The organism is Cellvibrio polysaccharolyticus, assembly GCF_015182315.1.
In the GTDB taxonomy this organism is placed as follows: domain Bacteria; phylum Pseudomonadota; class Gammaproteobacteria; order Pseudomonadales; family Cellvibrionaceae; genus Cellvibrio; species Cellvibrio polysaccharolyticus.
Map to the genome: position 1 here is coordinate 1176599 of NZ_PRDL01000001.1, position 13730 is coordinate 1190328.

General features: G+C 49.7%; 8 protein-coding genes. 7 read left to right on the forward strand and 1 reads right to left on the reverse strand.

Annotation, left to right across the window (positions count from 1 at the left end):
• The first annotated feature begins 108 nt into the window (after positions 1-108).
• Together C4F51_RS05000 and C4F51_RS05005 are read left to right on the forward strand one after the other, a co-directional pair.
• Positions 109-3309 carry a TonB-dependent receptor domain-containing protein gene (locus tag C4F51_RS05000; RefSeq protein ID WP_193907725.1) on the forward strand — a complete coding sequence of 1067 codons (3201 nt, stop codon included), beginning with the start codon at positions 109-111 and terminating at the stop codon, positions 3307-3309.
• A 711-nt stretch (positions 3310-4020) separates the two neighbouring features.
• Positions 4021-6795, forward strand: coding sequence for a TonB-dependent receptor (locus C4F51_RS05005; protein WP_193907727.1), 2775 nt, complete (start codon positions 4021-4023; stop codon positions 6793-6795).
• A 93-nt stretch (positions 6796-6888) separates the two neighbouring features.
• Here C4F51_RS05005 and C4F51_RS05010 read toward each other — a convergent pair whose 3' ends face one another.
• Entirely contained in the window at positions 6889-7935 is a 1047-nt protein-coding gene (locus C4F51_RS05010; protein ID WP_193907729.1) for a linear amide C-N hydrolase, read from the reverse strand.
• Between the two features lie 661 nt (positions 7936-8596).
• Between C4F51_RS05010 and C4F51_RS05015 the strand changes: the two genes are divergently transcribed.
• The 5 genes from C4F51_RS05015 to cysW all read left to right on the forward strand — a co-directional run bounded on the left by C4F51_RS05015 (position 8597) and on the right by cysW (position 13715).
• The gene (locus C4F51_RS05015) at positions 8597-9634 is read left to right on the forward strand and encodes a porin (protein WP_193907731.1); all 1038 of its coding nucleotides are present in this window, start codon (positions 8597-8599) and stop codon (positions 9632-9634) included.
• A gap of 156 nt (positions 9635-9790) precedes the next feature.
• Complete coding sequence (locus tag C4F51_RS05020; protein ID WP_193907733.1) at positions 9791-10855, forward strand: sulfate/molybdate ABC transporter ATP-binding protein; 1065 nt, start codon at positions 9791-9793, stop codon at positions 10853-10855.
• Between the two features lie 147 nt (positions 10856-11002).
• Positions 11003-12022, forward strand: coding sequence for a thiosulfate ABC transporter substrate-binding protein CysP (gene cysP / locus C4F51_RS05025; RefSeq protein WP_193907735.1), 1020 nt, complete (start codon positions 11003-11005; stop codon positions 12020-12022).
• Positions 12023-12033: 11 nt separating this feature from the next.
• The gene (gene cysT / locus C4F51_RS05030) at positions 12034-12864 is read left to right on the forward strand and encodes a sulfate ABC transporter permease subunit CysT (protein ID WP_328701311.1); all 831 of its coding nucleotides are present in this window, start codon (positions 12034-12036) and stop codon (positions 12862-12864) included.
• A gap of 2 nt (positions 12865-12866) precedes the next feature.
• Entirely contained in the window at positions 12867-13715 is an 849-nt protein-coding gene (gene cysW, locus C4F51_RS05035) for a sulfate ABC transporter permease subunit CysW (RefSeq protein WP_193907736.1), read from the forward strand.
• The last annotated feature ends 15 nt before the right edge of the window (positions 13716-13730 follow it).

Sequence of the window (13730 nt, forward strand, 5' to 3'; positions counted from 1 at the left end):
TGAACCATCAATTTTATAAATATCACTCAAAGGAGGTAGTTACTGCGCAATAAAAAAATAATAAGATTTTTCGGCTAACAAACACTAATAAAACAAGAGAATAATGATATGTATACGGATGTATTCAAAAAGAAAGTCATCGCTACTGCTATAGCTTCAATCACCTTGGGTAGTTTAAGTCACATCGCTCTGGCTCAGGACAAGCCGGTAGAAGAAGTGCTGGTGCGGGGTATTAAAAGCTCGCTCGAAAAAGCTATCGACATCAAGCGTGAATCGGTCAATATGGTGGAAGCCATCAGCGCAGACGATATCGGCAAGATGCCGGACCAAAACGTGGCGGAATCGCTGCAACGTTTACCAGGCATTCAAATTGACAGAAACAATGGTGAAGGTACCAAGGTAAGGATTCGCGGCCTTGATCAAAATGCGACCTTGCTGAACGGCAATGTGTTTGTATCCGGTTTGGAGTATTTCCAGCTGGGTGAAGCGAAAACCGAGTTCGACAGTTCGCTGGAAGGCATTCCTTCCGAGTTGCTCGGTGGTGTTGAAGTGTATAAAACACCCAAAGCGTCCATGATTGAAGGGGGTATGGGCGGTGTGGTCAACCTGAAAACCCGCGATGCCTTCAGTTTGAATGGGCCACTGGTGGCGGTGAACGTAAAAGCCGACCAGGGGCTTGACGCAAAAGACACACAACCTTCCGGCTCTATCATTATTGGTAATAATTGGGACAGCAAGTTTGCTGCAATTATTGCGCTGACCGCCAACAAAAAAACCGTTCACAACGACTCTTTCCAAAGTTTTTCCCGCGAAGGCACTGCTATCAATTGCACCGATAACGGCGAATGGGATATCGAACTCTCACGTTGTTCAGCGGGCGACGCTTACCTTGTACCCGGCATGTATTACGCCACTGACTCCGAGCAGGAACGTGAGCGCCAGGGTGCGTCGGTGAATTTGCAGTGGAATGTCAACGAAGCGGTGCAGTTGGGCTTTGACTGGTTTCATGCCGACATGGAAGTGAGCAACCGTCAATACACTGTTAAACACGCGATGAATACGGATAACGCCACAGGTATTGACGAAAGCCAGCCTTACGAACTGGAAAACAAAGGGCTGTTCAATATCATCAAAAAAGCCAACTTTACCATTGCCGATGCCGAGGTGAACTCTGCCGGTGAAGTGAGCAAAGGTTCTGCGGATAACTTTGCCTTGCGCGCTAAAGTCGACAATGGCGGCAAGTTCCGTATCTCTACCGAAGTGTCTTATGCGCAGGCAGATCTTGAACAGCGCGCCGGTTACAGCGATAGCCGCTTTACTCCTTATCGCACCAGCCGTTATGTAGGCACTGACCTTGCCAATGGCGGCACGCCGAACGGTTGGGGCGATACTCCCGCCAACCCCGGCACCGGTGAAAGCACACGCTCTTACAACTATGTTGCCGGTTCACGCCCGTCACTGGCGTTTACCAACGATGCCTGGTTAACCAACCCGGATTTTTACGCGTTCAAATCCCATTGGGCGCTCGGTGCTGATGTAGACAACGAAGCGAAATCTTTCCGCACCGACCTGGAATACGATATTGACGTTGGCCATCTGAAAAAGCTGACCTTCGGCTTCCGCTGGTCTGAACAGGAAGTGGACTTCCGCGAGTTGCGTCACCTCACTGATTTCAGCCGAACCACCGGTGCGCAATCGCCCAATACCTACAACGCTGATGGCAGCCTCAACACTGCCACGACGTTCAACCCCAACAATGCACCTGGCCCAGGCGATAAAAATGCCAACGTACGCGAAGCGGTTTATTACGACCTCTGCGGCAACGGCGGTATTCCACAGGGTAAAGTTTGTGATATCGATGGCGATGGTCTGGACGATAACCAGCCTTACGGCCCCTGGGGATATTTCATTGACGCCGGTATCGGTTTGAAAGCATTTGACTTGAAAACCTCCTCGGGTATGAACCTGGCAGAGGCGCTTTATGGTTCTGCGGCGGTAGCGGGCGATGCCAATCGCTGGAGCCGATCACCGGGCGTTATTCCGTGGGAAACCTACAATCAAAACCCGCAGCGGTTTGTGCAGCTGAATAATTTCTTCCCGTCCGGTGGCTATCGCTCTGATGTGTTGATGGACAACGCCAATCTGATTACCGCCAATGTGGATGGCTGGATTAAAGGCCTGACGCCCAACTCGCCCGGCGAATGGATGGAGGTTCCGCTTGAATCCTGGAGCATTAAAGAGCAAACCACCGCGCTTTATGTAGAGGCTGATTTTACCGGCGACACAGTGCCTTACGATTTGAACCTGGGTTTACGTGTAGTGAAAACCGAAGTGGATGTCACTTCGGCTGAAACGACCCCCGAGTCTTCACTCTGGTCACTGGCAACCGATGGCTGGAACAGTCAGGGCGTGTTGTTAACCTGGGATGTTGTAACCAAGACCAAAGACTACTGGGATGTGTTGCCAAGCCTGAACTTTGTGCTGAACACCACAGACGACTCCAAGTTGCGTTTCTCGGCGGCCAAGGTGATCTCGCGCCCCAACTATCAGGATTTGGGCAAAGGTTTTGGTAAAAACTTTACCCGGGTGGATGAGCCTTACACCTACTTTGCCTTTACCGGCGGTAGCACCGGCAACCCGGATCTCGATCCTTACCGGGCAACCCAGGCGGATGTTTCCTATGAGTGGTATTACGATGACCTGGGTTATGTATCGGCCGGTGTCTTTGTCAAAGCCGTAGATTCCTTCCTCGCCGGGCAAACCACATTGGAGTACGGTGTGGACACCGGCCCGAATGGTGGCAGCATGGGCAGTGTCGCTCGTACCGTGAATGGTACCGGTGGCAGCGTTAGCGGTTTCGAGTTCGCCATGCAAAAGGCGTGGGAAAATGGTTTCGGTGTAACCTTTAACTATACCTTCTCCAACAGCAAGGCGGATGTGACCACCACCACCCATCAGGACCTCGGCTTGCCGGGTGTCTCTGAAAACTCGTTCAACGTGATCGGCTTCTTTGAAAATGATCAGTTGAGTGCGCGTGTTGCTTACACCTGGCGTGACGAGTATTTGTCTCCCTTCCGCTCCGCTTACGGTGTGATCGGTTTGGAAAACGGCGTGCCGGAGTTCTTTGAGGCTTACGGACAGTGGGATGCCAGTGTTACCTACGATATCAATGCCAACTTCTCGTTAACCGCAGAAGCGATCAATATCACCGGTGAGTCGCAGTCGTCTTATTTGGGTTACAAAGGTCAGTCCATGACCTACACCTCGCAAGAGCCTCGCCTGGTGCTGGGCGTCAGTTATAGAATGTAATTGTCGTTGCCCGCAAGCACAAACGCTGTGCTTGCGGGTTTTATTTCTGCTCTCCGCTTTTTCCGCTTCCCGACATAGTAATCCTCACTGCAGATTTCCCTCTTTCTTAAAAAAGTCTCTTTTTAGCGCAGATTATTTTTTTTGGTTGTTCGAAAAATAAGCTGTTTTTTTAATTTGTGTATTTTCCGTCAACAGCTTGCAGGGGGCGTGCGGTTTTAGTCGTTGCGCTCAACCCGTAATGTAATCCGTTCTTATGGGGCGGTTCGGCGGGGCATACAAAATACAATGTAACCGATGCGTTTCACACTTTATTAATAATTTTCTATTTTTAATGTTTGCTGAATTTTGTGCCAGTTTTTAATCATTACCTGTTGAAGATATTTTATTTCTTCAGTGTTTATTGTTTGTGTCGAAAATGTACAAATTTATTACCACTTAATACAAGATGCTTTGAAAATAAGCGGATAGTATCTAAAACATCGGAACATTCCGTTGCATGGATCTGGTGGTGAGTGTGATGGTTTTTTAAAAGGAATGATTAACGATTTGTTTTTAAATTTTTCTCAATTTTTTATAAAAATATAAAAGAGGTTGAGTGGTTTTTTGTTTGTGTTTCTACCTGATAATTTTTAAACAAAAAGGCTTTCGGTGGTGATCAGTAATAATAAGTGCTGCCGGGGCTGTTAGTAAAAAACTCAAAGGAAATATCCCATGTTTTCTCGCTCTGTATTAAGCGCCAGTATCGCGTCTGTTGTAGCTATTTCCAGCCCGTCCCTTTTTGCTCAAAGTAACGAAGCCGCGCCTGTTGAAGATGTTCTGGTTACCGGTATTCGTGCCAGCATGATGGAAGGGGTAGACATAAAAAGAAACTCCTTTCAGATTGTTGATGCCATCGTTTCTGAAGATATTGGTAAATTTCCGGACAATAACGTTGTCGAGGCATTGCAACGCATTTCCGGTGTTCAGGTGACGGATCGAGGGTCAGGCGAAACCTCAAAAGTTGCCATTCGCGGACTGGATGACGTTACCACCACCATCAACGGCAGAACGATTTTTACGGCTGCTGCAAGGTCAGTATCTCTGGCGGATATTCCGGCAAGTTTGCTTAAGCAGGTAGACGTTTATAAAACGCGTTCTGCCAGTAATATTGAATCCGGTATTGCCGGTCAGCTGGATATCAAAACCCAGCGCCCCTTTGATTTTGATGATTCCAGAGTAGTATTGGCCGGGCGGGCCATCTATCAGGATTCAGCGGATAAAACCGATCCCAATATTTCTGCACTATTTACCGATCGCTGGCAAACCGGTATTGGCGAATTTGGTGCATTGGTCAATCTCTCTTTTGCAGAAACCAATTATCGCGACCAGGCTGTAACAGCAGGTGCGATGTTGCCTTTCGCTGCGCAACCAGTAGGTTCTTATGGTTACCTTGAGCGTATTTTTGATACCAACATCTGGCAGCCGGGCCTCGAATTGGGCTTGCCATCTGCCGCCGGATCAACGCTGGATTTTGATGGTACGCCTGGCGAATATTTGCTCGCACGCGATGCGATATTTCAGCACGATGTGAGAGGTAAACGCGAACGCTCTGCAGCCAATATTTCGTTGCAATTTGCTCCGGATGAAAGCTCGGAGTACTTGTTTGAAGTCTTCTATAACGGCTTTCGTAACGAGTCATCTGACAGTGGATTGTTCGGATTCGTGGATGCCTGGCATGATCTTGAAAACAAGCCGGCACCCATACTCTACCCGGGAACCAACATTGTTAAGGAAAGAATTGTCGGTGACACCTCGCTTTTTTCATCGGCTAACTATGCGGACAGAAAAACGGACAGTTGGGTCTATGCCCTGGGTGGCAAATGGGAATTGAGTGAGGCGCTGACATTACGCTCGGAGCTGGTTTATCAGCACTCCAAAAATGATAACGTTACAAATGGCCTGCGAGCAGATACCCGTGGTGACATTTGGGTGGACTTCAAGTCAGATGGCGGGCTTCCCGCGTGGAAGGTGGTAGAGCAAGCGGCTGGCGGCGATTTGAATTATGGTGATGTGAGCTATCAGCACCGTGACCTGTCGGATAGTTCGCGCTGGACCATGGGTACTTTCTATGACAACCGAGGCAAGTACGAAGGTGATGCTTTTACCTGGACGGCTGATGGTCATTTAAATCTGGAAGGAAATTTCTTTAAGAATGTTGAGTTCGGCCTTCGATTTGATCGCCGTACGGCAGATGATTCCTATAAAAATCAGGAAGCCCAATGCTCAATCAATTGTTCATTTTCTTACTATGATGGCATCGAACATATCAACAGAAAGTTCTTCGATGGTAAGTCTGATGTACCGACAGAATGGTTTGTGCCTGGCAGTCACTGGATTGGCGCGAATGCAGACATTCTTCGTGCGAATTATGCCAATGACAATGGGCCGTTGGTCAAACCGGTGGTAGAGCGCTTTTTCTCTATTGAAGAGGATACCTACAACGCTTACCTTCAAACCGGTTTTGAAACAGAATTGGGTGGTCGCGTCCTGGATGGGCAAATCGGTTTCCGTTATAGCGGCTCACAAACCGATATGACTTTTTTTGATCTGGCGGTTGAAGGGCATCCGCGTAGTGTAGATGATGCCAGTACTTCCAAAGTGCTGCCCAGCATGATGCTTCGTTACCACCTTACCGATGATCTGGTGGCTCGCTTTGCCTATACTGAAACCTTGCGTCGCCCGAATTTCGGTAGTTTGAATGCCAATACCATCTACAGAAAAGATACCACCAATATCGGTTACGGCACGGCATCCGGCGGCAACCCTGACCTCAAGCCGGTAGAATCAAAAAATATCGACATCTCACTGGAATGGTATTTTTCACCAGGAAGCTCCTTGTACGGAACCTTTTTTACCCGGGACATTGAAGGCTTTATTGTCAATTCCCGACGCAAAACGGTTTACGAAAATTACGACTACATTATTGATCAGCCGGGCAATGCATCGAATGGCAAGCTGAAAGGGCTTGAACTGGGGCTGGTGTATTTCCCGGAAAGTTTGCCCGGCATTCTGGATGGTTTCGGTTTGCAATTCAGCTATACAGCGCTCGACTCATCCCAGGATATTCCTGAAACCAACAGTGCTGGCGAAATAACCGGTGTTGTGACGCGTGATATTTTTGGTATTTCGGACAGTTCATACAGTGCTGTGTTGGCGTATGAAAAGGAGAAGCTCGGGGCGCGGCTGTCCTATGTTTGGCGGGATGATTTCCTGAACAATTATGAGGCGGCGATGTTTGCCAATCCGTTGGGAATCTACCGCAAGGCGGAGAAAAGCCTCGATTTGCAAATCAGTTATGACGTGACGGATAACTTGTCCATAACATTGGACGGCACCAACCTGACCAATGAAGTGTATCAAAGCTATTATCAGTATCCGGCTACCAATAATTTTGGTTCGTCACTTTATAGCAGAACCTATGCGCTGGGTGCGCGTTATTCCTTTTAACCGTTAACCATCCGCAGGCTGATGGTGTTTGTCAGCCTGCGTTTTTCTTTCTGCTTTTCCACTATCTGCTGGCGCCTTTCGGCATCTGCGTTTTTATAACCCCGCAAACTCAAACGGTTTTGCCGTTACAAATTTATCGGTGGCATCGGCGGTGTAAATCTGATTGTTATCCAGCGCGAGTTTTCGGGTGCTGGTACCCGCGGAGAAATCTATTTTTTTCAAATCAATCCAGATGGTGTTTGGTGTCAGCACCGATTCAAAATAGTAAACCCGGTTTTTATGATCAGACACGGTACGCCAACGGGTGGAAGAAATATTGGGTTCGGTTTCTGATGAAATACCAAAAGGAACCGAGGCATTGCGAATAACACTGAAAACACTGGCAATAGCCGTTTGTGTGTTACTGGTTTGCGGAATGGCGTTGATATAAAACGATGCCCGTGCAAAACGATCGGCCGCGCGGTTGGTGCCCGGCAACATAGTGGTACCACCAATTTCCTGCCAATACTCATTCAGGGCAAGCTGCTTTTCGAAAATCGGTGAATTGGTCATCACCTGATATTGCTTGTCGTGATGAATCACCAGCTTGCCGCCAATGTATTCAAAAATAGCGTTGTCGCCCTGCGCATCGGAAATGGACAGGTGCAGCGTAGCAAAGCGGTCGGTACCGGGAATATCACTGGACACCACCACAAACGACTCTTTACGCAGTTCCGCTACCGCTTCACTCACGGTGGCAAAATTATCCAGCACATATTGTGTCCAGGCAGAAATGCCGAGCCCTTTACCAGTGCCGTTATAGGTCGGGTACTCCGATTCTGCCAACCATAACAAATTGGCCACCAGACCTTTTTCATTCATGCCATCGGTAGTGGCAATATCAAATGCGCTGGTAATTACACTGCCATAGCGCGATTTCCAGGTAATTGAATTCGGGCCTACTGCGCCGTTGCGTTCCATGCCTTGTGGAAAAACCCAGATATTTGCCGGTATGTCATCGCGCCAATCCATGGAGCGTGCAGTCACAATGGTGGACTCCGGCCCCTGGTAAACCACCCGCGTACAGGCATCTACCAAAGCGGTGGTGGTTAACAAAGGCAGGGCGGTGAAGAGTGCGAGGGTGATGGCGTTTTTTTTCATTTCAAACTTCCTGTTTGATCAATGATCGGGAAACCCGGCAAGGGTTCGTGAGCCTTGTCTTAAGAATGATGTGGGCTAATAAACCGGTTGGTAAAATGCCAGGTCTTTTAATGAGGGTGCAAATGCAGTCTAGGTGGTGACGGTGGTTTTTGCCTGAAATCTGTGCAGGTAAGGCGTTCTGAAAGGGGTAGGGTTTGGTTACTCCTCCGTGTTTAGCTGCGCCCGGTGGCTATAAAATGCAGGCGTCTGATTCATTGCAGAGTTATAAGCTAATGAAAAAGTATTCCTTTCTTCATAAAAAATATTTCATTAGTATGACATTCATCGGATAACCACCACCGGAAATGAATAACACCGGGCGGTTGGTGTTGATGAACCGGGCGTAAAAAGGCTGATAACGGATGCAGACCGCAAGCTTCAGGTTCACCCAAGACTATGCAATTTCAGGACTAAAAAGCATGACCACACACACCGCTTTGTACGTATCCCCTTTCGGCAACCCTTGTTGTTGCCGAATGATGTCCTCGAAATAAGCCCGACCGCAGGCTCTTCGCCTGCCATATCCGGGTAACCCTTTTTCCGTTTTTACTTCGCTTGAACTTCCGTTTTCGGAAGGTGCTGTACCTTATTGATTAAACCACACACAAAAAGAGAGTAAGTCATGAAGCGCACGTTATCTGTTTATATTTCTGCTATTACCGCGGCTCTGGCTGTGGCAGCAATTCAACCAGCCGTGGCAGCCACGCCAAATGGCCCAACCGTATACGGTAAGATCAACGTATCGGTAGACAAGTTTGACAACGAAGGCTCTGCGCGTGTTATCGCCGGCAGCTCTGCGACTGAAGTTGACCAATGGGAGCTGAACTCCAACGCTTCCCGTCTGGGTGTGAAAGGTGACCTGGCGCTGGACGGCACCGGCTTGACCGTAGTTTACCAGGCTGAATACGGCATCGACGTAGACGACGGCAACACCACCTTTACCCAGCGTAATATCTTCATCGGTCTGCAAGGCGACTTTGGCCGTGTGATTGCCGGTAAACATGACACACCGTTGAAACTTATCGAAGGTAAATTCGACCAGTTCAATGACCTGCGTGCGGATATCGACGTACTGACCGGCGGCCATAACCGTGCCAGCAACATCGTGCAGTACTTTTCACCCAAATTTGCCAATGGTTTGCTGACCGCCAGCGTAGGTTTCATCCTGCCGGAAGGTGCTGATGTGGATCTGGATGGCGAGCCGGACGATGGCCTGGCAGACAACGTTTCTGCCTCGCTGGTGGCGGATACCGGTACTTACTACGGCGCTCTGGCCTATAGTGGTAATGAAGCGGCCAGCCGCAGCGTAGACGGTATTATCCGTGCTGATATTATCCGTGCGGTAGGTACCACCAAAATCGGTGCTTTCGAACTGGGTGCCCTGTTGCAACAGTCCAAAGACGTAGCACCGGGTAGCGATCGCAAGGATGATACTTTTATCCTGTCTGCCGGTTGGAACATCGACAAATACAAGGTAAAAGCACAGTACGGCCTCTCCAAAGGCAAGGTAACTGACGAAGAAGGTACCCTGGCGGCACTGGGTCTGGACTACGCTCTGGGTGGCAAAACCCGCGTATACACCTACGTTTCTACCCTGGAGCTGGACAAGGCTGACCGTCGCGACGACACTTTTGCGGTTGGATTTGACCACGCCTTTTAAGGGATAATCGTCCTTTTCGGGGGCAACCCTGTAAAAACACCGGTCAGCAAAGGGAAATGTCCGGACGCTGACCGGTGTTTTTGTATCCCGAATATGCTTTTCGCCGCGCTATTGGCGCTCCGTTAGTGAAAAATCAGGCAGTAAAAGAGCAGACTTATGAGTATTGAGGTAAAAAACATCAACAAACGTTTCGGGCAATTTACCGCGCTCGATAATGTCTCTCTCGATTTCCCCACTGGTGAGCTGGTAGCGCTTCTTGGCCCTTCCGGTTGCGGTAAAACCACCCTGTTGCGCATTATCGCCGGGCTTGAACAGCCGGATGACGGCAACGTTGAATTCCACGGCGAAGATGCCACCCATGTTCACGTTCGTCAGCGTCAGGTCGGCTTCGTATTTCAGCACTACGCGCTGTTCCGCCACATGACAGTATTCGACAACGTGGCTTTTGGTCTTACGGTTCGCCCGAAAGACAAGCGCCCCGGCAAAGCAGAAATTCGCAACCGCGTGCACGAACTGCTGAAACTGGTGCAGCTCGACTGGCTGGCAGACCGCTACCCGGATCAACTGTCTGGTGGTCAGCGGCAACGTATCGCACTGGCTCGTGCGCTGGCGGTTGAGCCCAAAGTGCTGCTGCTGGATGAGCCTTTCGGCGCGTTGGATGCCAAGGTGCGTAAAGACCTGCGCCGCTGGTTGCGCCGCTTGCATGACGATTTGCACATCACCTCGATCTTCGTAACCCACGATCAGGAAGAGGCGATGGAAGTAGCGGATCGCATTGTGGTACTCAATAAAGGCCGTATTGAACAAATCGGATCGCCGGACGAGGTGTACAACAACCCGGCCAGCCCGTTTGTTTACGACTTTATTGGCCAGGTGAACCAGTTCCACAGCCGCGTACAGCGCGGTCAGGCAAAAATTGGTGACTACTCGGTTCCTGCCCCGGAGTTTGCCGACGTTGACGATTCAGCGGCGATCACTTACATACGGCCGCACGATATCGAGTTGCAAGCCTTGCCGGGCAGTAGTGACCTGATTGAAACCTACGTCGATAACGTCAGCACTGCCGGTGCTGTGCTGCGTATTGAATTAAAGCATTCACTCAGTGACAACCTGATTCACGTTGAATTACCGCGCTCCCAGGAGCGGCATCTGGATTTAACCCGCGGTGCAAAAGTCTATGCGCGCCCCACGGCAACCAAAACCTTTTTGACCGCAGAATAACCGTGTTTGCTGTTTGGCGGGCTGGTATAAAAAGCCGCTGAAAACACTGATTTTTCTGTTCCAAGCATAGGAAAACTTGATCTAACGGCGCACCACCGAATGTGATTTACTGGCGCCGTTAACACCTCATTCATCATGGAGTTTTTTATGAAATTAACGCGTTCAAAGCAGCTGGTACTTGCCGGCGCAGCGCTGCTGTTCAGTGTGACTGGCCAGGCGGCCTCCCAGGAAATTCTCAACACCTCTTATGATGTTTCCCGCGAACTGTTTGCGGAAATCAATCCAAAATTCCAGGAGTTCTGGAAAAAAGAAAGCGGCAACGATGTGAATGTAAAACAATCACACGCCGGTTCTTCAACCCAGGCTCGCGCTATTCTGCAAGGTCTTAAAGCCGACGTCGTCACCTTTAACCAGGTTACCGACATTGATATCCTGGCTGAAAAAGGTAACTTTGTTGCCAAAGACTGGAACAAAAAATTCCCGAACAACGCCTCACCATTTTACTCCACCACTGCATTCCTGGTGCGTAAAGGCAACCCTAAAAATATCAAAAACTGGGACGATCTGGCCCGTGCCGATGTGAAACTGGTTTTCCCTAACCCGAAAACTTCCGGTAATGCCCGCTACACTTACCTGGCATCCTGGATTTATGCCAACAAGGAATTCGCTGGCGATCAGGACAAAATCAAGGATTTCGTTAGCAAGTTCCTCGGTAACGTTGTGGTATTTGATACCGGCGGCCGTGGCGCTACCACTTCATTCGTAGAGCGCCAGTTGGGCGACGTACTGCTGACCTTTGAATCTGAAGTGAATCTGATCCGTAAAGAATATGGTGCCGACAAATACGACATCATTATTCCGCCAATCAGTATTCTTGCTGAATTCCCGGTAGCCGTGGTTGAGCGCGTCGCCAAATCCAAAGGTACTCTGGATGTTGCAACCGCATACCTGAACTACCTCTACCAGCCGGAAGCCCAAAGAATACTTGCGAGTTCTTTCTACAGAGTGCATGATTCTGCGGTCAAAACAGAGTTTGCTGCACAATTTCCCGAGTTGGAACTGGTAGCAATTGAATCCATCTTCGGTAGCTGGGCACAAATCGACAAAGATCACTTTGCTAACGGTGCCATCCTCGATGACCTGCTGAAGAAAGCTCACAAGAACTAATCGGACCGCACGTGTTAAAAAAATCCTCCCGGGTGCTACCCGGCTTTACGCTCAGCCTGGGGCTGAGCGTATTCTATTTAAGCCTCATCGTTTTATTACCGGCCTCCACTCTGGTGTTGCAGGCGGCAGAAATGTCTTTGAAAGAATTCTTTCAGGTCGTTACTGATCCGCGTCTGATGGCCGCTTATAAAGTCACCTTTGCCGGCGCTGCCATTGCTTCCATCCTCAATGCCATTTTCGGATTGTTAATGGCGTGGATTCTGGTGCGCTACGAATTTCCCGGCCGCCGTTTAATCGACAGCCTGATGGACTTACCTTTCGCCTTGCCAACGGCGGTTGCCGGTTTAACGCTGGCAGCACTGTTTGCGCACAACGGTTGGGTAGGGCAGTGGTTTGACGTCGCCGGTATAAAAATTTCCTACACTTTTTACGGCATTATTCTGGCGATGGTTTTCACCAGTATTCCGTTTGTAGTGCGCGCGGTACAACCGGTGCTGGAAGACCTCAGTGAAGAATACGAAGAAGCAGCCGCTTCGCTCGGTGCCAACAAAGCGCAAATATTTTTCCGTATCGTACTACCGCATATCGGCCCGGCGCTGACCATTGGTACGGCACTATCTTTTGTTCGCTCACTCGGTGAATTCGGTGCAATTATCTTTATCGCCGGCAATATGCCTTACGCCACCGAGGTGATCTCGCTGATGATCTTCACCTTGCTGGGTGAATACAATTTCCCGGCGGCCTCTGCTGTGGCGCTGGTTATTCTGTTCTTCTCGCTGGTGTTCCTGATGCTTATCCAGCTGGTACAGAGCTACTACGCCAAACGATACAAGTCTGTCTGATTATGCAAAAGTACAAACACAAAAAACCGGATGCCATCGGAAAACTGCTCATCGGAGTGGGGCTAACGCTCACCTTCTTTTTGTTGATACTGCCGTTGGTGCTGATTTTTTATTCGGCCTTCAAAGGTGGCTGGGCGCTGTTTACCGACAACCTGTTGCACCCGGACATGATCTCGGCCATCAAACTTACCTTGCTGGTGGCGTTGATCACCGTGCCGGTCAATTTGATCTACGGTACGTTTCTCGCCTGGTGCGTTACCAAATTTGAATTCCGGGGCCGTAAATTATTAATTGCCTTAATCGACATTCCCTACGCTATTTCGCCGGTGGTGGCCGGTTTGTGTTATCTGCTGTTGTATGGCGTACAAGGTTGGCTGGGCAGCTGGCTGGACGGTTACGATGTGCAATTAATGTTCGCCTGGCCGGGTATTGTGCTGGTCACCATCTTTGTCACCAGCCCTTACGTGGCCCGCGAATTGATTCCGCTGATGCAATCCCAGGGCAGCACCGAAGAAGAAGCCGCCGTGTTACTGGGCGGTAACGGCTGGACGGTATTTCGCCGCGTTACGCTGCCCAATATTAAATGGGCACTGATCTACGGCACTGTACTCACCACCGCCAGAGCCATTGGTGAATTCGGTTCGGTGTCGGTCGTGTCCGGTTCCATTCGCGGCGAAACCAACACCTTGCCATTGCATGTACAACTGCTGCACCAGGACTACAACGCCATCGGCGCCTTTACCGCCGCCCTGCTGCTGGCCTCCATCGCGCTGTTAACCCTGGTATTGAAATCGCTCGTGGAATACAAACAAGCCCGCCGCGAAGCACAGGCGATACAAGACGCACACTGACCGCTGGCCTTCGTT

What these genes read in the sequence shown, in the direction of transcription:
- C4F51_RS05000 (WP_193907725.1), top strand. Translation starts at nt 109, where the DNA reads ATGTATACGGATGTATTCAAAAAGAAAGTCATCGCTACTGCTATAGCT.
- C4F51_RS05005 (WP_193907727.1), top strand. Translation starts at nt 4,021, where the DNA reads ATGTTTTCTCGCTCTGTATTAAGCGCCAGTATCGCGTCTGTTGTAGCT.
- C4F51_RS05010 (WP_193907729.1), bottom strand. Translation starts at nt 7,935, where the DNA reads ATGAAAAAAAACGCCATCACCCTCGCACTCTTCACCGCCCTGCCTTTG.
- C4F51_RS05015 (WP_193907731.1), top strand. Translation starts at nt 8,597, where the DNA reads ATGAAGCGCACGTTATCTGTTTATATTTCTGCTATTACCGCGGCTCTG.
- C4F51_RS05020 (WP_193907733.1), top strand. Translation starts at nt 9,791, where the DNA reads ATGAGTATTGAGGTAAAAAACATCAACAAACGTTTCGGGCAATTTACC.
- cysP (WP_193907735.1), top strand. Translation starts at nt 11,003, where the DNA reads ATGAAATTAACGCGTTCAAAGCAGCTGGTACTTGCCGGCGCAGCGCTG.
- cysW (WP_193907736.1), top strand. Translation starts at nt 12,867, where the DNA reads ATGCAAAAGTACAAACACAAAAAACCGGATGCCATCGGAAAACTGCTC.